Origin of the sequence: Tenacibaculum sp. L6 (assembly GCF_028823685.1) — a bacterium.
Taxonomy (GTDB): Bacteria; Bacteroidota; Bacteroidia; order Flavobacteriales; family Flavobacteriaceae; genus Polaribacter.
On record NZ_JAPEHZ010000043.1, the window covers coordinates 1 to 18,443 of the forward strand.

15 protein-coding genes and 1 pseudogene are annotated in these 18,443 nt (G+C 33.0%); 7 read left to right on the top strand and 9 right to left on the bottom strand.

The features are described from left to right. A pseudogene (locus OU788_RS08750) lies at positions 1-569 on the bottom strand (serine--tRNA ligase); the annotation flags it as partial. A 54-nt stretch (positions 570-623) separates the two neighbouring features. Continuing rightward, on the bottom strand, positions 624-1,559 hold the full coding sequence (locus OU788_RS08755) for a bifunctional riboflavin kinase/FAD synthetase (RefSeq protein WP_274634825.1): 936 nt from the start codon (positions 1,557-1,559) through the stop codon (positions 624-626). Between the two features lie 193 nt (positions 1,560-1,752). Between OU788_RS08755 and OU788_RS08760 the strand changes: the two genes are divergently transcribed. The 3 genes from OU788_RS08760 (at position 1,753) to OU788_RS08765 (ending at position 6,235) form a co-directional block, all read left to right on the top strand. Next, positions 1,753-4,578 carry a TonB-dependent receptor gene (locus OU788_RS08760; protein WP_274634826.1) on the top strand — a complete coding sequence of 942 codons (2,826 nt, stop codon included), beginning with the start codon at positions 1,753-1,755 and terminating at the stop codon, positions 4,576-4,578. An 11-nt stretch (positions 4,579-4,589) separates the two neighbouring features. Next, positions 4,590-5,081, top strand: a complete 492-nt coding sequence (locus OU788_RS12940; protein ID WP_342454926.1) for a hypothetical protein — start codon at positions 4,590-4,592, stop codon at positions 5,079-5,081. 68 nt (positions 5,082-5,149) lie between these two features. After that, a complete protein-coding gene (locus OU788_RS08765) occupies positions 5,150-6,235 on the top strand; it encodes a hypothetical protein (protein WP_342454927.1) in 1,086 nt (361 codons plus the stop codon). Positions 6,236-6,269: 34 nt separating this feature from the next. On the opposite strand, the gene OU788_RS08770 is transcribed toward OU788_RS08765, so the two are convergent. The 5 genes from OU788_RS08770 to OU788_RS08790 form a co-directional block, all read right to left on the bottom strand. Further along, positions 6,270-6,497: a hypothetical protein gene (locus tag OU788_RS08770; RefSeq protein ID WP_274634827.1), complete on the bottom strand. Its 228-nt coding sequence runs from the start codon at positions 6,495-6,497 to the stop codon at positions 6,270-6,272. 89 nt (positions 6,498-6,586) lie between these two features. Beyond that, positions 6,587-8,134 carry a glycine--tRNA ligase gene (locus tag OU788_RS08775; RefSeq protein ID WP_274634828.1) on the bottom strand — a complete coding sequence of 516 codons (1,548 nt, stop codon included), beginning with the start codon at positions 8,132-8,134 and terminating at the stop codon, positions 6,587-6,589. A 107-nt stretch (positions 8,135-8,241) separates the two neighbouring features. Beyond that, on the bottom strand, positions 8,242-9,120 hold the full coding sequence (locus OU788_RS08780) for a hypothetical protein (RefSeq protein WP_274634829.1): 879 nt from the start codon (positions 9,118-9,120) through the stop codon (positions 8,242-8,244). Between the two features lie 52 nt (positions 9,121-9,172). Next, the gene (locus OU788_RS08785; protein WP_274634830.1) at positions 9,173-10,075 is read right to left on the bottom strand and encodes a hypothetical protein; all 903 of its coding nucleotides are present in this window, start codon (positions 10,073-10,075) and stop codon (positions 9,173-9,175) included. Positions 10,076-10,120: 45 nt separating this feature from the next. Then, the gene (locus OU788_RS08790) at positions 10,121-10,831 is read right to left on the bottom strand and encodes a class I SAM-dependent methyltransferase (protein ID WP_274634831.1); all 711 of its coding nucleotides are present in this window, start codon (positions 10,829-10,831) and stop codon (positions 10,121-10,123) included. 56 nt (positions 10,832-10,887) lie between these two features. Here OU788_RS08790 and OU788_RS08795 point away from each other — a divergent pair, with 56 nt between their 5' ends. Both OU788_RS08795 and OU788_RS08800 read left to right on the top strand, forming a co-directional pair. Next, on the top strand, positions 10,888-11,427 hold the full coding sequence (locus OU788_RS08795) for a ComF family protein (RefSeq protein ID WP_274634832.1): 540 nt from the start codon (positions 10,888-10,890) through the stop codon (positions 11,425-11,427). Between the two features lie 54 nt (positions 11,428-11,481). Further along, positions 11,482-13,077: an Ig-like domain-containing protein gene (locus OU788_RS08800; RefSeq protein ID WP_274634833.1), complete on the top strand. Its 1,596-nt coding sequence runs from the start codon at positions 11,482-11,484 to the stop codon at positions 13,075-13,077. A 92-nt stretch (positions 13,078-13,169) separates the two neighbouring features. Here the strand turns inward: OU788_RS08800 and polA are convergent, their stop codons facing one another. Beyond that, positions 13,170-16,001, bottom strand: coding sequence for a DNA polymerase I (gene polA / locus OU788_RS08805; RefSeq protein ID WP_274634834.1), 2,832 nt, complete (start codon positions 15,999-16,001; stop codon positions 13,170-13,172). Positions 16,002-16,173: 172 nt separating this feature from the next. Here polA and OU788_RS08810 point away from each other — a divergent pair, with 172 nt between their 5' ends. After that, complete coding sequence (locus OU788_RS08810; protein WP_274634835.1) at positions 16,174-17,400, top strand: metallophosphoesterase; 1,227 nt, start codon at positions 16,174-16,176, stop codon at positions 17,398-17,400. An 88-nt stretch (positions 17,401-17,488) separates the two neighbouring features. After that, positions 17,489-17,782, top strand: coding sequence for a thioredoxin family protein (locus tag OU788_RS08815; protein WP_274634836.1), 294 nt, complete (start codon positions 17,489-17,491; stop codon positions 17,780-17,782). 83 nt (positions 17,783-17,865) lie between these two features. On the opposite strand, the gene OU788_RS08820 is transcribed toward OU788_RS08815, so the two are convergent. Then, positions 17,866-18,443: polysaccharide deacetylase family protein (locus tag OU788_RS08820; protein WP_446751482.1), on the bottom strand; the 578-nt coding region annotated here is incomplete at its 5' end.

Consider the following 18,443-nt stretch of genomic DNA (forward strand, 5'->3'; position numbering starts at 1 on the left):
GTATTCTTATCTAAGAAATAGTTGATTAAAGCACGTTGTAAACGAGCTCCTTTTCCTTTATATACAGGAAAACCAGCACCTGTAATTTTAGCACCTAAATCAAAATCGATGATATCGTATTTCTTTGCCAACTCCCAGTGAGGTAATGCATTTTCTCCTAAATCTGGAATAATCCCTTCTTTAAAAATTTCTTCATTATCTTCTTCATTCTTTCCTGCTTTTACAGAAGCATGTGGAATGTTAGGAATTTGATATAATAACTCGTTTAATTTATCAGCAGCAGCGTTTAACTCTTCGGTTAATTGTTTAGATTCTTCTTTTAATTCACCTGTTTTTGCTTTTAGTTGATTCGCTTCTTCAACTTTACCAGATTTAAAAAGACCACCAATTTCCTTGGATATTTTGTTAGATTCAGCCAATATATTGTCTAACGAAACTTGTGTAGCTCTACGTGTTTCATCAGTAGTTAATACTTCTTCAATAATTGCTTCGGCATCAGCAAAATTACGTTTTGCTAATCCGTCTAAAACAGTTTGTTTGTTTTCTCTAATAAACTGAACCTGTAACATCTTTTTAATTTTTAAGAAAAGCAAAGATAAAAGAAGCAACAGACTTAAGCAATGCTAGAGGCTAATTGTTTTGAGGTAGTTTAAAGAAGTTTCTTTGTCTTTTTTAAGTTGTGATATTAAATCGGGAACGGAATCGAACTTTTGTTCATCTCTTAAAAAGTATAACAGTTCAATGGTTAACTCTTTATCATATAGGTTTTGGTTGAAATCAAAAAAGTGGACTTCAATGGTTTGGTATTCACCATCAACAGTAGGACGATTTCCAATATTCATCATTCCGTAAACAGTAGCATTTTCTATAGTTGATTTTACAACGTAAACTCCTGTTTTAGGAATCAATTTATACTCTTCAGAAATATCAATATTAGCAGTCGGAAATCCTATTTTGCCACCTAATTGTTTGCCGTTTACAACTTTTCCTGTGAGAGAAAAGTTATATCCTAAATAGTTGTTAGCGGTTTTTAACTGACCGTTAGCAAGTGCTTTTCTAATTTTGGTAGAGCTTACAGAAACTTCATCAATATCTTGAGCAGGAATTTCTTCTACCGTAAAATCGTATAAATGAGAGTATTCGGTTAGTTGTTCAATGTTTCCTTCTCTATTTTTTCCGAAGTGATGATCGTATCCAATGATTAATTTAGAAATGTTTAGTCGATTCACTAGAACATCTCGAACAAAGTCTAAAGCAGTAAGTCTTGAAAACTCTTTACTAAACGGATGAATTATTAAATAATCTAATCCCAATTTTTCAAGATGTTGTGCACGTTCATCAATTGTATTAATCAATTTGATAGAAACGTCTTTTTGTAACACCATTCTAGGGTGTGGAAAAAAAGTAAGTAGTACCGATTTTTTTCCGCTAGATTTTGCTTCATGCACTAGCTTTTCAATAATTTTTTGATGCCCAATGTGCACACCGTCAAAAGTACCAATGGTAACTATTGTTTTTTGAGTAGGAGTGAAGTCAAAAATAGAATGTGTAATTTCCAAGGTTACAAATAAATTTAGGCAAAAATACAATTTGTATAAGAGGATAAATAATATTTCAAGAATAAAATCTAAAATTCAGATTTAGTAAAAAAATTATCTAATTATTTAATAAAATAATAAAAAAGAACAGGGTATATTTCGTAAATGAAAAAAAATTGTATTTTGCAAAGCAGTTAACAAATTATTTTACATTATGATGAAAAAACTATTACTTGTTGCATTTGTGCTATTTGGCACAGCAATAATGGTTGCTCAAACTACCATTACAGGTACGGTAAAAGACGTCTCATTAGGAGAGCCTATTCCGGGAGCAAACATTAAGGTTTCAAGAAAAGCAGTAGGTACATCTACTGATTTTGACGGAAAGTTTACAATGACGGTAACAGATACCCCACCGTTTACAATTGAAATCTCTTCTTTAGGGTATCAAACAAAAACAGTTGAGATAACTAAAAACAACCAAGTTGTTGAGGTTAGCTTAACCGAAAATGCTACTTCGTTAGATGAAGTAGTTATCTCAGCTTCTAGAACTCCAGAACGTGTTATGGAATCACCTGTAACAATTGAACGTTTTGATATTAGAGAAATTAAAAACACTTCTGCTCCTTCGTTTTATGACGGTTTAGAAAACTTAAAAGGAGTTGATATTAATACAAGTAGTTTAACATTTAAGTCTGTTAATACTCGTGGTTTTGCTGCATTTGCAAATGAGCGTTTTGTTCAGTTAGTAGATGGTATGGATAACTCTTCTCCTGCATTAAACTTTTCATTAGGAAATTTATTAGGATTGTCTGAATTAGATGTGAAAAGTGTAGAGATTTTGCCAGGAGCAGCATCAGCATTATATGGGGCAAATGCATTTAACGGTATTATGTTAATGCGTAGTAAAAACCCTTTTAACGAGCAAGGAATTAGCGCTGTAGCAAAAAGTGGTTTAACTAGTCAAGAGGCAGCAGGAGATAATAAGTTTTACGATGTTAGTATGCGTATGGCTCATACATTTAACGACTATTTCGCAGCTAAAGCAACGATTTCTTACTTAAAAGGAGAAGAATGGCATGCAACAGATTATAGAAACACTTCAGGAGTCGGTGGTACGTACAAAGCAGGTTTTAGAAGAGAAGGAGATGCGGATTCTGCGATTGATTATGATGGGGTAAACGTTTACGGAGATGAAGTAGGAACAAACATAAGAACAGCTTCAGGTTTAGGAATTATTCCAGATGTAAGAGTTACAAGAACAGGATACAACGAAGTTGATTTAATGAGTAATGAAGCAAGGAGTATGAAGTTTGGAGGAGCATTACACTTCCGTCCTTTAGGAAATGACCGTGTTGAGATTATTTGGAATTCTAAATTCGGTAGAGGAAATACGATTTATCAAGGACAAAACAGGTACAACATTGCTAACTTCTTTATGGAACAACATAAATTAGAGGTTAGAGGTAAAAACTTCTTTGTAAGAGGGTATTATACAGGTGAAGACGCAGGAGATTCTTACGATACACGTTTTACAGCGATCAACTTAAACAGACAATGGAAATCTGATAAAGATTGGTTCGGAGATTATATTCAAACCTATGCAGGTATTATGTTAGCTGGGAATCCACAAGGATTATCTGAAAAACAAATGCATCAAGCAGCAAGAGAAGTAGCTGATACAGGGCGTTATTTACCAGGAACACCTGAGTTTAAAGCAGCTTTTGATAAAGTTACTAGCGATCCAGACTTAAAAACAGGATCTAAATTTAAAGATAATACACAATTGTATCATGTAGATGGTAACTTAAATTTACGTGATTATATCGACTGGGCAGAAGTACAAGTAGGTGGTTCATACAGACAATATAGTTTAAATTCATTCGGAACAATTTATACTGATGATAACGGGCCAATTGATTATGATGAGTTTGGTGTGTATACACAAATTCAAAAGAAAATGATGGATGACCGCTTAAAGTTAACAGCATCTGCACGTTATGATAAAGCAATGAATTTTGATGGAAATGTTTCACCTCGTTTATCGTTAGCATATGCGGCAGGTGAAATGAAAAACCACAACTTCAGAGCATCTTTTCAAACAGGTTTCCGTAATCCAACTACACAAGATCAATATATTGGTTTAGATACAGGAGGAGGAACTTTAATAGGTACTGCTGAAGATAACTTAGATAGATTTACCTCTGCACCGATAGATTTAAGTCCAACAGGAGCATTACTTTTAGGTTCATCTACAACAACATATACAGGTAGAGATGCTTATGAAAATGCTTTTTCAGCAAAATCAATTGAAGAACAAACGTATGAAAAGTCAGATTTTGATTTAGTAAAACCTGAAAAAGTAACTTCTTTTGAAGTAGGTTACCGTGGAGCAATCTCAACAGGAGAAAATAAATTAGGAATTGATTTAAGTGCTTACTATAACGATTATAGAGATTTTATTTCTGTTAAAAACATTGCAGTTCCTTTTTATGGAAAAGTAGGAAGCACAGAGCCAAGTGGTATTCCAAATGTAACACAAGGAGAATTAGCTTTATTGGCTTTACAAAATGGAGATTATGCAGGTGTAGGTTTTAGAACAAACTCTACTGCAGATATTAGCTCGTATGGTTTAGGATTAGGCTTAAGCACAAAAGTTCTTAACGGATTTGATCTTGGATTAAACTATACATGGTCTAAACTTGATTTTGACCAAGCATCTGATCCAGATTTTGAAGCAGGGTTCAATACACCAGAGCATAAAGTTAAGTTACAATTCGGACACACAAGTTTATTTGAAAATTTCGGATTCAATGTTAACTTACGTTGGCAAGATGAATTCTATTGGGAGTCATCTTTCTTAGAAGGAACAATTGAAGACAGAACAGTTCTTGATGCTCAAGTTAACTACTCTATTCCATCAATTAAGTCAATCTTTAAAGTAGGAGGTTCTAACTTAACAGGAAAAGAATACTTAAGTGCTCCAGGAGTAGGAGCTGTTGGTTCTCAATACTACATTTCATGGACTATCAACAACTAAAAAAAGAAACAATGAAAAACACAATAAAATATACTTTTTTATCTGCGTTATTTTTAGGTTTTGCTGCCTGTGATGTAGATAATACCTTACCAGAAATTAAAGAAGAAGCTGAAGCAGAAAACAACATAGCTTTAAGTGCAGGAAGTGTAGACTTTTCAAGTTATATAGCAGTAGGAGGTTCTTTTACAGCAGGGTATACTGATGGAGCTTTGTTCAAGATTGGACAACAAAATTCTTTTCCAAATATTTTAGCAAGTAAATTTGCTATGGTAGGAGGTGGAGATTTTAATCAACCTTTAATGGAAGATAATATTGGGGGAATGATTCATCCAGTAACAGGAGAGGTTGTTTTAGACCCAAGATATTATTTTGATACTTCAACAGGGTTACCAACAGGGCTTGATAAAACGCCAACAACCATAGCAGGTTATCCAGCAACAAATGCAGCAAGTTTTAGTAACTATGGAATTCCAGGAGTGAAAAGCTTTCCTTTCATTTTTTAGCTCCAGGTTATGGTAATCCTGCCGGATTACAGGTAGAACCGGCTACGGCTAATCCTTATTTTGTTAGAATGAGTCCAACTCAATCTACCTTATTAGCTGAAATAGCATCAAAACAACCAACTTTTTTTACTTTATCTGAAATGGGAGGAAATGACGTGTTAGATTATGCTGTTGCAGGAGGTGCTGCTGGAGAAATCACTCCACAAGCAGTTTTTGAACAAGTATTTGGAGCTATTATTAACACTTTAGCACCAACTTCAGATGCTAAGGGGGTAGTGGCAAATTTACCTTATATTACAACATTACCACATTTTACAACTGTACCTTACGCTCCATTAGATCCTTCAAATGAAGAGTTTTCAGCTCAGATAGATTTACTTAATAATGTTTATGGAGCAATTAATCAGGTATACGCAGCGGCAGGTGAACCAGAAAGATCAATTGTGTTTTCTAAAACAGCGGCTAGTCCTGTAGTTATAGAAGATGAAAACGCTACTGATTTAGAACAGTATATTATTGGTGGTTTACAGGCAAGTCCTAGTTTTGTTCCTTTTGTTCAATCTCTAGGATTACCAGAGGCAGCAGCACCATTAGTAGCTCAATTATTAGGTAAGCAATATGGAAAAGCAAGATCAGCAACAGAAAATGATTTGTTGGTATTGCCTAGTAGTGGAATCATAGGAACAGTTAATACAGCAGCAGCAGCAGATTTGATAGCTCAAAGTGGTGGGTTATTGCCAGCTTCGTTAGCAGGTCAGTTTTCAGCAGAAGGAATAACATTACCACTGTCTGATAAATGGGTGTTAACTCCAGAAGAACAAGCAGAAATTAAAACAGCTACAGATGGATATAATACAACAATAAAAGCAATGGCGGAAGCTAAAGGATTGGCTTTTGTTGACTTAAAAGCTCTTTTAGAAAAAGCTTCTACTACAGGTTTAGAGTTTGGAGACTACAACTTAAATACGAGTTTAGCAACTGGAGGTTTAGTGAGTTTAGATGGAATTCATTTAACAGCTAGAGGATATGCGTTAATGGCTAACCAAATGTTATTAGCGATTGATGAAGCATATGGTTCTAATTTTGAAGTTGCTAAAGATGGTTTAGCAAAAGCAGTAGATTATCCTACAAACTATTCGCCTTTCTTACAATAAACAAACAGAATTTAGAAAACAAAAAAGCTGAGGATTAGTCCTCAGCTTTTTTTTTGTTCTTATCAGAATTGATAATGTATTTTTTATACTTACCATCTTTGTACCTATGGTATATAAATATAGGCATTAATACAAAAGACATGTATAAAACGCCTAAGCCCATTACAACTTGACCTTTGGGATGGTCAGTGTTTAAAAGATAAGCTCCTACAATCATCCATAGTAAAAAAATTACAAATAATATTTTAAGTAATGTCTTCATCTGTTCTTTTGAAATAGTTTTCTAATACAAAAATAAAAATCCTAAACGGTTAGGCTTAGGATTTTTGCTTGTTTTATGGTTTTAAAAGACTATGCTTCCATTTTTTGTAACCAAGAACGTACATTTACCTCTTGATTAATAATGTTGCTTAATTCTTCTATTTTAACACGTTTTTGTTCCATGGTATCTCTGTGACGAATGGTAACGGTATTGTCTTCTAAAGTATCATGATCTACAGTAATACAAAAAGGAGTTCCTGCAGCATCTTGACGACGATATCTTCTACCTACAGCATCTTTATCATCGTAAGAAACATTGAAATCCCATTTTAAATCATCTACAATTTTACGAGCTATTTCTGGCAACCCATCTTTTTTAACTAACGGTAAAATAGCTGCTTTTGTTGGAGCTAAAACAGCAGGTAATTTTAATACTGTTCTAGTGGTACCGTTTTCTAATTCTTCTTCTTGTAAAGAGTTAGCGAAAACAGCTAAGAACATTCTGTCTAAACCGATAGAAGTTTCTACTACGTATGGCACATAGTTTTTGTTCTCTTCTGGATCGAAATATTGTAATTTTTTCCCAGAGAATTCTTCGTGTGCCTTTAAATCGAAATCGGTACGAGAGTGAATTCCTTCTAATTCTTTAAATCCAAATGGGAATTTAAACTCAATGTCAGCAGCAGCATCGGCATAGTGAGCTAATTTTTCATGGTCATGAAAACGATAATTATCACCTCCCATTCCTAATGATAAGTGCCATTTTAAACGGGTTTCTTTCCATTTTTCATACCATTCTTTTTGAGTTCCTGGTTTTACAAAAAATTGCATTTCCATTTGCTCAAATTCACGCATTCTAAAGATAAACTGACGTGCAACGATTTCGTTACGGAAAGCTTTACCTGTTTGTGCAATTCCGAAAGGAATTTTCATACGACCTGTTTTTTGCACGTTTAGGAAGTTTACAAAAATTCCTTGTGCAGTTTCAGGACGTAAATATACTTGCATAGCACTATCGGCTGAAGCACCTAATTGAGTACCAAACATTAAGTTGAATTGCTTTACTTCTGTCCAGTTTTTAGAACCAGTTAACGGATCTGCAATTTCTAATTCTTCAATTAAGGCTTTAACATCCGCTAAATCTTCATTTTCTAAGGATTTCGCTAACCTGCTTAAAATAGTATTAATTTTTTCTTGATACCCTAAAACTCTTCCGTTCGTTGAAATAAACTCTTCCTTATTAAAAGCATCGCCAAAACGTTTTGCAGCCTTAGCTACTTCTTTATCAATTTTGGCTTCAATTTTAGCACAGTAATCTTCTACTAAAACATCAGCTCTATATCGTTTTTTAGAATCTTTATTGTCGATTAATGGATCGTTAAAAGCATCAACGTGCCCAGAAGCTTTCCAAGTAGTTGGGTGCATTAATATTGACGCATCAATACCTACAATATTTTCGTGCATTTGCACCATTGCTTTCCACCAATAATCGCGAATATTTTTCTTTAATTCTACTCCGTTTTGAGCATAATCATACACCGCACTTAATCCGTCATAAATTTCAGATGATTGGAATACATAACCGTATTCTTTAGCGTGCGATAAAACTTTTTTAAATTGATCTTCTTGTTTTGCCATATTGCAAAAATAGAATAAGGATTTGAACTTAGGGTATTGAAAAAGAAAAAAGTGAAGAATTTAGTAAACTCTTCACTTTGGTTGAAATATTGTGGGTAACTATTGTTTTATTTAAGCTTAATTTTGGTGTTTCCAGAATACACCCCGTCAATAAATGCACTTATAACGTATGTGCCTCTTTTAATGTCGTCACGATTAACCAATACTAAAGAAACTAAGCTTAAGCGGTTGTTGTCGTAATTTACTTCAAGCGAATCGGTATATTGAACTTGAGCGCCAGTTTTTAAACTAAACTTTCCTTTAGGGGCAATTACATTTTTGTTTTCATCAGTAATTTGAATGTATACTCTTTTTTCACCAGAAGAAGTGATAGGGTTTTCTAATAAATCAAAATTTATTCGAAATGCATCAGTTCTGTTAGATCTAGAGGTTGTAGTAAGTTTTCCGCTACTACGCTCTTTCATTGCAATTGCCTTAACAGGACTTGTTTTAATAATACCTCCAATAGCTACTTTAGCTTCTAACTCTTTGTTTTTTTCTACTAAATTTTCGTTTACACTGTCTTTTTGTTGTAAAATTTCGTTAGCAATAACATTTTCTTGCGTTAAGGCTTCGTTAACACTGTTTAAAGAATCTATTTGAATGAATAACTTTTTGTTTTCACGCTCTAGAGTAGCAATTCTTCTTCGATATTTTCTGATTAAATTGAAATTATCAGACTTTAAATCTTTAATAGAATCTCTTAAATTCTTCATTTTTGTTAGCTCTATCTCTAATCTATCAGCTAAACGTTTTTTGCCAACAACAACATCGGTGTAATCTTTAATCATTTCGTCAAGATCTTGCTGTAAATCGGCTTTTTCTTCTAAGAAAATGTTGTTGAGTGTTTTGTTTTCGTTTGATTTTTGCTGAGCATAAAAAATTAGGAAAACTGTTAGAAGTAGGAGTACGATAATTAGTACATTCTTCTTTTTTTGATGATTCATGATTTTAGGGGAATTGAATTTATATTATGTCTTTTCTATCTATTAAGGAGGTTTATTTTAAATCTAATGAATTTTTGCCGACGTTAATACCATTTACAAAGGTACTAATGTGATAAACACCTGCAGTTATTTTATTATTAATATTTACGACTGAAACCATAGACAATTGTCTGTTGTTATAATCGGCGATTAAAACATCACTACATGGTATCTTTTTTTTATTATGAGTACAATCATCTTTTATAGGCGCCACAACATTGTTGTTGTTATCAGTAATTTGAATGTGTACTTCTTTAGGACCTGGTGCAGCTACTTTATTTTCTAATAAATCGAACTCTATTTTAAAAGCATTTACCTTTTCTGATCTCGTTGTAGAAGTATATTTTCCGTTTCTCTTTTTTTTAAGCGCTTCTGCTTTAATTGTTGATATTTCAATAACTTCTGCAATGGCAACTTTTTCTTTTAAAACTTGACGTTCTTTACTTAGCTGGTTGTTTATACTAGATAATTTTGTGTTTTGATGTTCTTTAAAGAGTAGTGCCTGTTTAACACTATCGTTTTTTGAAAGTAACTCATCGTTTATACTGCTTAGGTAATTTATTTTTTCAAAAAGTTTATGGTTTTCTTCGATAAGGATTTTTGTTCTTTTTCTGTAGTATCGTATAAATCGATAATCAGCTTCTTTTAAGTTTTTAACAGAATCTCTTAGTTGAACAACCTTTTCTAGCTCGTCTTTTAATTTTAAAGAATATTCATTTTTCTTAAAACTAGCTTGCCTATAGTCTTTAATGATAGTGGTGAGTTCTTGTTCTAACTCATCTTTGTCTAATTCGAAAACAGCTTTTAATTCGGAATAATCTTTAGCATTTTGATAGGAAAGAACACCTATAATAAACACTAATAGAATCAAGAAGGCTGTAAAGCCATTGTTTTTTATTATTGAAGGGATCATCATTTTAGGGGGTATGATGTATAATTGTGTTTTGCGCTAATATACTATTTATTTTTTAACACATTTGTAAATAAATGCAGGCGGAAAGTTTAAAGGCTCAAAACTTAAGTCAATATTATTACCAAAAACATCTTTTAATTTTTTGTAATAAGTTAAGCTGTATTGGTACTGAATGAAAGCTCCGTTAGTAGCAAGAAAATTATAGTTTTTTACTAAAATAGCATGTGAAATTTCTTTAGGAATAATAGTTAAAGGTAAGCTAGAAATAATATAATCTGCTTTAGTGTAGCCTAACTTTTCAAGTTCCGGTTTAATTTTTTCAGCAGATGCTTTTAGAACAATTAACTGTGGATGTTTTATTTTTTGTAACTCTTGGTAAAAAACATCATTAATTTCAAAACAAATCAGTACAGAATTCGGTTCGATTTTATTGAGAATATGATGTGTAATTGCTCCATTACCAGGGCCTAGTTCTACAATTACTTCCGCCGTAGTAAAATCAATTTCATTTAGCATTTTATTAGCCAAATACCTTGAACTAGGAATAATTGTTCCTGATGTTTTATAGTTTTTTACTGCTTCTTTAAAAAAGTTAAATTTAGTGCTCAAAATATCGTTTTCTGTTACTTTTTGTATCTTTCTGTTAAAAAAGGCTTGTAAAGATGCAATTTTTAAAAGATATATTTTATGTATTCTACCCCAATTTATGTATAAATTGTGAAACAACATTACTTCAAAATGAAAAATTTCTGTGTACATTTTGCAAAAATGATCTTCCAATTATAGACGATAATGAGCATATAAATGTTACATTAATGTCAACTTTTTATGGTAGAATTCCTGTAGAAAAAGTACGTTCGTTTTTGTATTATCAAAAAGATGGAATTACTCAAAAACTCATTCATCAATTAAAATATAAAAATCAACCAGAAATAGGAGTTTTTATTGGTGAGTGGTTTGGAAGTAACTTAGTAGATATGAGTGTTTTTGAGGACATAGATTATATTGTTCCTGTTCCATTGCATCCCCAAAAAGAAAGAAAAAGAGGTTATAATCAAGTAACGTTATTTGGAGAAACATTAAGTAAGATGCTCGATGTTGAATATAAACCAAAGGTACTTATTAGGTCTTCAACAACTAAAACGCAAACATTAAAACAGCGATTTGAACGTTTTTCTGATAGTAACACCAAATTCAAATTAGCAAACACCACAATTTTTGAAAACAAACATGTTTTACTAATTGATGATGTGATTACAACAGGGGCAACGATAGAAGCTTGTGCAAACGAATTGTTAAAAACCAAAAACATAACCATTAGTGTTGCTACTATGGCGTACACGCAAAAAGCATAGTAACTTTCCATCTTAATTTACTACTTTTGAAATTGGATTTAAAACCATCAATTTGTGAAAAATAAACATCTTATTTTAATAACACTTTTTGCTTTTATCATCGTTAGTTGTGCACGTAAAGGAAGACCAGAAGGAGGCCCAAAAGATGAAACAGCACCTATTATGGTTACTGCAAATCCACCATACGAAACCATTCATTTTAAAGAAGATAATATTCGTATTTATTTCGATGAGTATATTGTTTTAAAAGATTTACAAAAACAATTAGTGGTTTCACCTCCAATGAAAAACCCACCACTAATTACACCTCAAGGAGCTCCAAGTAAGTATATCAATATAAAAATATTAGATACACTACAACCGAATACAACCTATACATTTAACTTCGGAAATGCGGTTCAAGACAACAATGAAAACAATAAATTAGAGAGTTTCAAGTACGTGTTTTCTACAGGGAATTATATCGATTCGTTAACAATAAAGGGCTCTGTCGCTGATGCTTTTGATAAAAAGGAAGTAAAAGAAGTAAGTGTGTTATTGTATAAGTTAGATAGCGTTTATAACGACTCAATTATATACAAACAAAAACCTAACTACGTAACGAGTACGTTAGATTCTACAAACTTTGAGTTTAGTAATTTACGAGAAGGAAAATATTTAATGTTAGCTTTAAAAGAGCAAGCAAACGACTATATTTTTAGTAGTAGAAATGACAAAATAGGTTTTGTAGCAGATACGATTACATTGCCAGCTGATAGTATTATAAGTAACCCGATTCGTTTTTTTAAAGAAATTCAACCGTATGAATTTAAAAGAGGAAAAGAAGTAACTAAAGGAAAAATTCAGTTTGGGTTTGAAGGGAAGCAAGATGATATAAATATTGAAATACTGTCGGAAGTTCCGCAAAATTTCAAATCATTTACACAGTTAGAAAAAGACAAGGACACATTAAACTATTGGCATACTCCGATTGAAAGAGACTCGTTAAACTTTATTGTAAACAACCTAAATTTTAAAGATACGGTTACCGTATTTTTAAGAAAAAAACAGATTGATTCTTTATCAGTGTCATCAAACGTGGGGGGTGTTTTACATTTAAAAGATACGATGTTTATTCAAACGAATAACCCGATTGTCTCTATTGATAAATCCAAGTTTTCTTTAATAGATAAAGATACTGTTGAGGTAGCTTTTGAGTTAAAAAAGCAATCGATTAACAAATTAGCTGTTTTATTTGAGAAGAAACCTAAGTTTGGCTACATTTTTAAAGGATTACCACAAGGAATTACGGATGTTTACGAAACTACCAACGACACGTTAAATTACAAGTTTACAACTCGTGCAGTAGATGATTACGGAAGCATAGTGTTGGATGTTAAAAAAGAAACACTACATCCAGTAATTATTCAATTATTGGTAAAAGATGAGGTGAAAGAAACAGTGTATCTTTCAGAATCTAAAAAAATAGAGTTTGCCTTGTTAGAGCCTAAAGAATACAGCGTAAGAGCTATTATTGATGAAAATAATAACCGTGTATGGGATACGGGTAATTTCTTAGAGCGTAAACAACCAGAGCAAATTATTTATTACGGAACAGAGTTTAAATTAAGAGCTAACTGGGTACAAAACGAAACGTTTGTAATTAAGTAAATGTCATTTCGAAGGAGTCTACGACTGAGAAATCTCACTCTAGAGATTTAATTCTTCAAAAAGACACGTTTAAAAAAGCTTAGAAGCACATATTAATGTGCCTCTAACCAATTTGCTCCTGTATCAATTTCTACATCTAACGGAACGCCCATTTTAAATGCATTTTCCATTTCTTGTTTAATGATAGGTTTAATGATGTCTAACTCATCTTTATGGGCATCAAAAACCAATTCATCATGGACTTGTAGTAACATTTTCGACTTGAAATTTTCTTGCTCAAATCGCTTATAAATGTTAATCATGGCAAGTTTAATGATATCAGCAGCAGAACCCTGAATAGGTGCGTTTACTGCGTTTCTTTCAGCTGCACCACGAACAATTGCATTACGAGAATTGATGTCTTTCAAGTAACGACGACGCTTTAAAACAGTTTCTACATATCCGTGTTCACGAGCATAATCTACTTGTTCAGCAATGTAACGTCTTAGTTTAGGGTAGGTAGCATAATAGGTGTCAATTAATTCTTTGGCTTCCGAACGAGTTAAATCGGTTTGGTTGCTTAATCCGAAGGCAGAAACCCCATAAATAATTCCGAAGTTTACCGTTTTAGCATTGCTACGTTGCTCACGAGTTACCTCTTCGATAGGAACATTAAATACTTTAGCAGCAGTAGATGCGTGAATATCTTCTCCATGCTGAAAAGCTTTAATCATGGTTTCTTCCTCGCTTAAAGCAGCGATGATTCGTAATTCAATTTGACTGTAATCTGCAGCTAATAACACATAATCTTCATTTCTTGGAATGAAAGCCTTACGTACTTCTTGTCCGCGTTTTGTACGAATAGGAATGTTTTGTAAGTTCGGGTTGTTTGAACTTAAACGTCCAGTAGCAGCTACTGCTTGCGCATACACCGTATGTACTCTTCCTGTTTTCGGATTAATTTCATTAGGAAGCGCATCAACATAAGTGCTTTGAAGTTTTTTATATTGACGATATTCTAAAATATCAGCTACAATTTGATGATCTTTTGCTAAATAAGAAAGTACATCTTCCGCAGTAGAATATTGCCCTGTTTTTGTTTTTTTAGGTTTGTCAACCAACTTTAATTTGTCAAATAGGATAGGACCTAATTGCTTTGGAGAAGCAATGTTAAATTCTTCTCCAGCTTGCTGGTAGATATCTTGTTCTAATTGTAGGATATCTTTGGTAAGCTCAACAGATAAAGACTTTAAAAAGTCAGTATCTAAGTTAATACCTTCAATTTCCATGGCTGATAATACAGAAACTAACGGGGTTTCAACGTCGTTGAACAGTTTGGTTACGTTTCCGCTTTCTAATTCCTTAGAAAAATGCTCTTTTAATTGATACGTTACATCGGCATCTTCTACAGCATATTCAGTTTGTTTTGACAATTCAACTTCGCGCATAGAAAGTTGATTTTTACCTTTTTTACCAATCAATTCAGTTATTGAAACGGGTTGGTAGTTTAAATAGGTTTCAGCAAGTACATCCATGTTATGGCGCATATCTGGATTGATAAGGTAATGCGCAATCATGGTGTCAAATAGTTTACCTTTTACAGGCATGTTATAATTTGACAATACTTTGATATCGTATTTTAAATTATGACCTATTTTTTCAATAGTTTCCGCTTCAAAAAATGGACGAAACTCTTCTAAAATAGTTGTGGTTTCTTCTTGGTCTTCTGGAAAAGCAACATAGTATCCTTTGTTAGCTTCCCAAGAAAAAGCAATTCCAATTAATTCAACTTCTAGTGCTTTTAAACCTGTTGTTTCGGTATCAAAACACACAGAGTTTTGTTGCAATAACTTTTCTAATAAAAGTTTTCTTGAAAGAGGTGTGTTGGCTAATTGGTAAAAATGATTGGTGTTTTCAATGGTTCTAAATCCGTTGATAGTATTTTCTTCGGAAGTATTTCCGCTACCCGGAGCAGCAAACAAATCGAATTGACCCGAAGTACTAGCTTTGGTGGCTTTTAGTTTTTCAACAGAAGAAGCACTTTCTTGAATCTCTTCAGGAGAAGCAAATGTTTTTAGGAAGTTTTCAGTTAAACGACGAAACTCTAAATCGGTGAAAATTTCTTTGGTAGCTTCAATGTTTGGTTGTTCAAAAATTAGTTTATCTAGTTCTAATTCAACAGGAACATCTAACATGATAGTTGCTAGTTGCTTTGAAAGTATACCAAGTTCCGCATTGGCTTCAATCTTTTCTTTCATTTTACCCTTTAATTCATGGGTGTTGGCAAGCAATCCTTCCATAGAACCATAAGCAGCAATGAATTTTTTAGCTGTTTTTTCACCTACACCAGGTAGTCCAGGGATATTATCAACAGAATCCCCCATCATACCTAAAAAGTCAATTACTTGTAATGGATCTTCAACTTCAAACTTAGCTTTTACTTCTTCAATACCCCATTTTTCATAACCATTCCCCATACGTGGCGGACGGTACATAAAAATGTTATCAGACACTAATTGAGCAAAATCCTTATCGGGAGTTACCATATAGGTTTGCAGACCTACTTTTTCGGCTTTTTTGGCAAGAGTTCCAATAATATCATCAGCTTCATATCCCTCTTTTACAATAGCAGGAATATTCATTGCCTCTAATATTTTTTCAATATACGGAACCGCTAAACGAATAGCTTCTGGTGTTTCTTGTCGATTAGCTTTGTAATGTTCAAATGCTTCAACACGATCAGTACTGCCTCCTTTATCGAAACATACAGCTAAATAATCAGGTTTTTCTCGTTTAATTACATCCATTAAAGAGTTTGTAAACCCCATAATAGCAGAAGTATCTAAACCTTTAGAGTTGATTCTCGGATTTTTAATAAAAGCGTAATACCCTCTAAAGATTAGTGCATATGCATCGAGTAAAAAAAGTCGTTTTTGATCTGCCATGTTATATATTGAGTCCGTTGAATTAAATTATTGATACCTATTCGCTTACGGTGAAAAGGCAATATTGTTTATTCGTGAGAATTTTGAAGGTAAAGCTACAAAACTTTAACAAGATGTTAAAAACCTATTTTAAGATTCGCTGTATCTTTGTTTATCCTTAAAAATGAAGTAAATGTCTCGTTGGGTAGTAACTCTTATTATAGTATCAGCAATTATTATTCTGCTTGAAACGTATGCGTTTCAGGCAATAAAAACACTAACTAAAAGTAAAATTGTACAGTACAGTTGGTTGTTGGTAAGTTTGTTGGTGTATGCGAATTTTTTCTATGTAATTCTTACGTCAGATAGAGGTTCTGGACAAACAATTAAGTTTCAATGGGCAGTAGGGATGTTTTTACTTGTTTTGGTACCAAAATTAGTGGTGTTGTTGTTAATGTTTGGTGAAGATGTTGTGAGGTTGGCTCAAAAAGGATTTTCATTTTTCTCTAAAGAGGAAACCAAAGATTTGGCAGGAAGAAGAGCTTTTGTGTCTAAGATAGCCTTAGGGTTGGCTGCACTTCCTTTTGCAAGCATGCTGTATGGTATGGTTAAAGGAAAATACAATTATAAAGTATTAAAATATCAATTAAGTTTTAAAGATTTACCCGAAGCTTTTGATGGCTTTACCATATCTCACATTACCGATATTCACTCGGGAAGTTTTGACAATCATGAGAAAATTCAATACGGAGTAGATTTAATCAATGAGCAACAATCAGATATGATTTTATTTACAGGTGATATGGTAAATAATTTTGCTCATGAAATGGATGATTGGGTGTCTGTTTTTTCTCAATTAAAGGCTCCTAAAGGGATGTTTTCTGTTTTAGGAAACCACGATTATGGTGATTATTCAGACTGGACAAGTCCAAGAGATAAAAAAGCTAATTTTGAAGCAATCAAAGATATTCATCCAAAGATTGGGTTTGATTTATTGTTAAATGAAAACCGTTATATTGAAAAAGACGGACAAAAAATAGCATTGATAGGTGTAGAAAATTGGGGGAAAGGTCGTTTTAGTAAAAAGGGAGATTTAGCAAAAGCCTCTGAAGGAGTAAAGCAAGAAGATTTTAAGATTTTGCTAACCCACGATCCCAGCCATTGGGAACATATGGTAAAGACAGATGAACACAACTATCAATTAACGCTTAGCGGACATACACACGGGTTACAATTTGGAATTGAAATTCCAGGTTGGTTCAAATGGAGTCCCTCTAAATATGTGTATAAGCAATGGGCAGGATTGTACGAAGAATTTGGTAGATATATTAACGTAAACAGAGGGTTTGGATACCACGCTTTTCCTGGAAGAGTAGGGATTTGGCCAGAAATTACTGTAATTGAGTTAAAAAAAGCCTGATTTTCAGTATTTTTTAAGAATAAAATAATATTTACCTAACAAAAAATTAGTAATTTTAGGCTCTTTACTGATTAAACTTATGCAAAAGATGACAAAGTTTGGTGAAATTATAAGTATTAACAAGCCTGTGTTAATTGATTTTTATGCAGATTGGAGTGAGTTAGAGCCTAGTTTAGACACACTTCGTGATGTTGCTGCTGCTTTGGGAGATAAAGCGAAAGTTATCAAAATAGATATTAAAAAGAATGAAATTCTTGCTGAAGCTTTACGTGTAAAAGGAAATCCTACATTTATGATTTACAAAAATGGGGAAATGAAGTGGCGTCAAACAGGTGAGCAAGATGCCAATACCTTAATTGGTTTGGTGCAACAATACGTTTAATCGCAGGACGATAGCCAAAGGTTTAATTTTCCGAGGTTTGTCTCGAAAATAGTGAAGCTTATTCACTTAAATTCCTCTTATACTTACTCTGAGGCACTTGATTTTATCGCCTTAAATTCGTAACCTCTTTCCGAAAATTCTTGAAGCATTTTTGGTAGTGCATAGTATAGCTTTTCACTAGCTTTTATACTGTCGTGAAAAACGACAATACTTCCGTTTTGTGTATTTTTAAGTACATTTTGTAAGCATTTTTCTTTTGAAATAGTTTTGTCAAAATCAGCAGAAAGTACATCCCACATAATAATTTTGTAATCTTTCGCAATCAATTTTTTTGCTTGAGTTCTTTTTATTTTTCCATAAGGAGGACGAAACAGTTTTGCTGTTTGATGAGCTAACAAGCTTTCACACTTATTTATATTCTCAAAATAAGTGGTATTACTATTTTTCCAGCCGTTTAAATGATTAAAAGTGTGGTTTCCTACCGAATGTCCTTCTGCAATAATTCTATCGAAAATAGCAGGGTGTTTACGTATGTTATCACCGATGCAAAAAAAAGTAGCTTTTGCATTGAATTGTTGCAATTGGTCAAGTACAAATTCCGTTACTTCTGGAATAGGACCGTCATCAAAAGTTAGAAAGATTTCTTTTCTATCAGAAAAAA

Bases quoted from the DNA above. Each gene is read 5' to 3' on its own strand.
- OU788_RS12940 (WP_342454926.1), top strand. From the start codon at position 4,590: ATGAAAAACACAATAAAATATACTTTTTTATCTGCGTTATTTTTAGGT.
- OU788_RS08760 (WP_274634826.1), top strand. From the start codon at position 1,753: ATGATGAAAAAACTATTACTTGTTGCATTTGTGCTATTTGGCACAGCA.
- OU788_RS08790 (WP_274634831.1), bottom strand. From the start codon at position 10,831: ATGTACACAGAAATTTTTCATTTTGAAGTAATGTTGTTTCACAATTTA.
- OU788_RS08810 (WP_274634835.1), top strand. From the start codon at position 16,174: ATGTCTCGTTGGGTAGTAACTCTTATTATAGTATCAGCAATTATTATT.
- OU788_RS08815 (WP_274634836.1), top strand. From the start codon at position 17,489: ATGACAAAGTTTGGTGAAATTATAAGTATTAACAAGCCTGTGTTAATT.
- OU788_RS08765 (WP_342454927.1), top strand. From the start codon at position 5,150: ATGAGTCCAACTCAATCTACCTTATTAGCTGAAATAGCATCAAAACAA.
- polA (WP_274634834.1), bottom strand. From the start codon at position 16,001: ATGGCAGATCAAAAACGACTTTTTTTACTCGATGCATATGCACTAATC.
- OU788_RS08775 (WP_274634828.1), bottom strand. From the start codon at position 8,134: ATGGCAAAACAAGAAGATCAATTTAAAAAAGTTTTATCGCACGCTAAA.
- OU788_RS08785 (WP_274634830.1), bottom strand. From the start codon at position 10,075: ATGATGATCCCTTCAATAATAAAAAACAATGGCTTTACAGCCTTCTTG.
- OU788_RS08770 (WP_274634827.1), bottom strand. From the start codon at position 6,497: ATGAAGACATTACTTAAAATATTATTTGTAATTTTTTTACTATGGATG.
- OU788_RS08795 (WP_274634832.1), top strand. From the start codon at position 10,888: ATGTCAACTTTTTATGGTAGAATTCCTGTAGAAAAAGTACGTTCGTTT.
- OU788_RS08780 (WP_274634829.1), bottom strand. From the start codon at position 9,120: ATGAATCATCAAAAAAAGAAGAATGTACTAATTATCGTACTCCTACTT.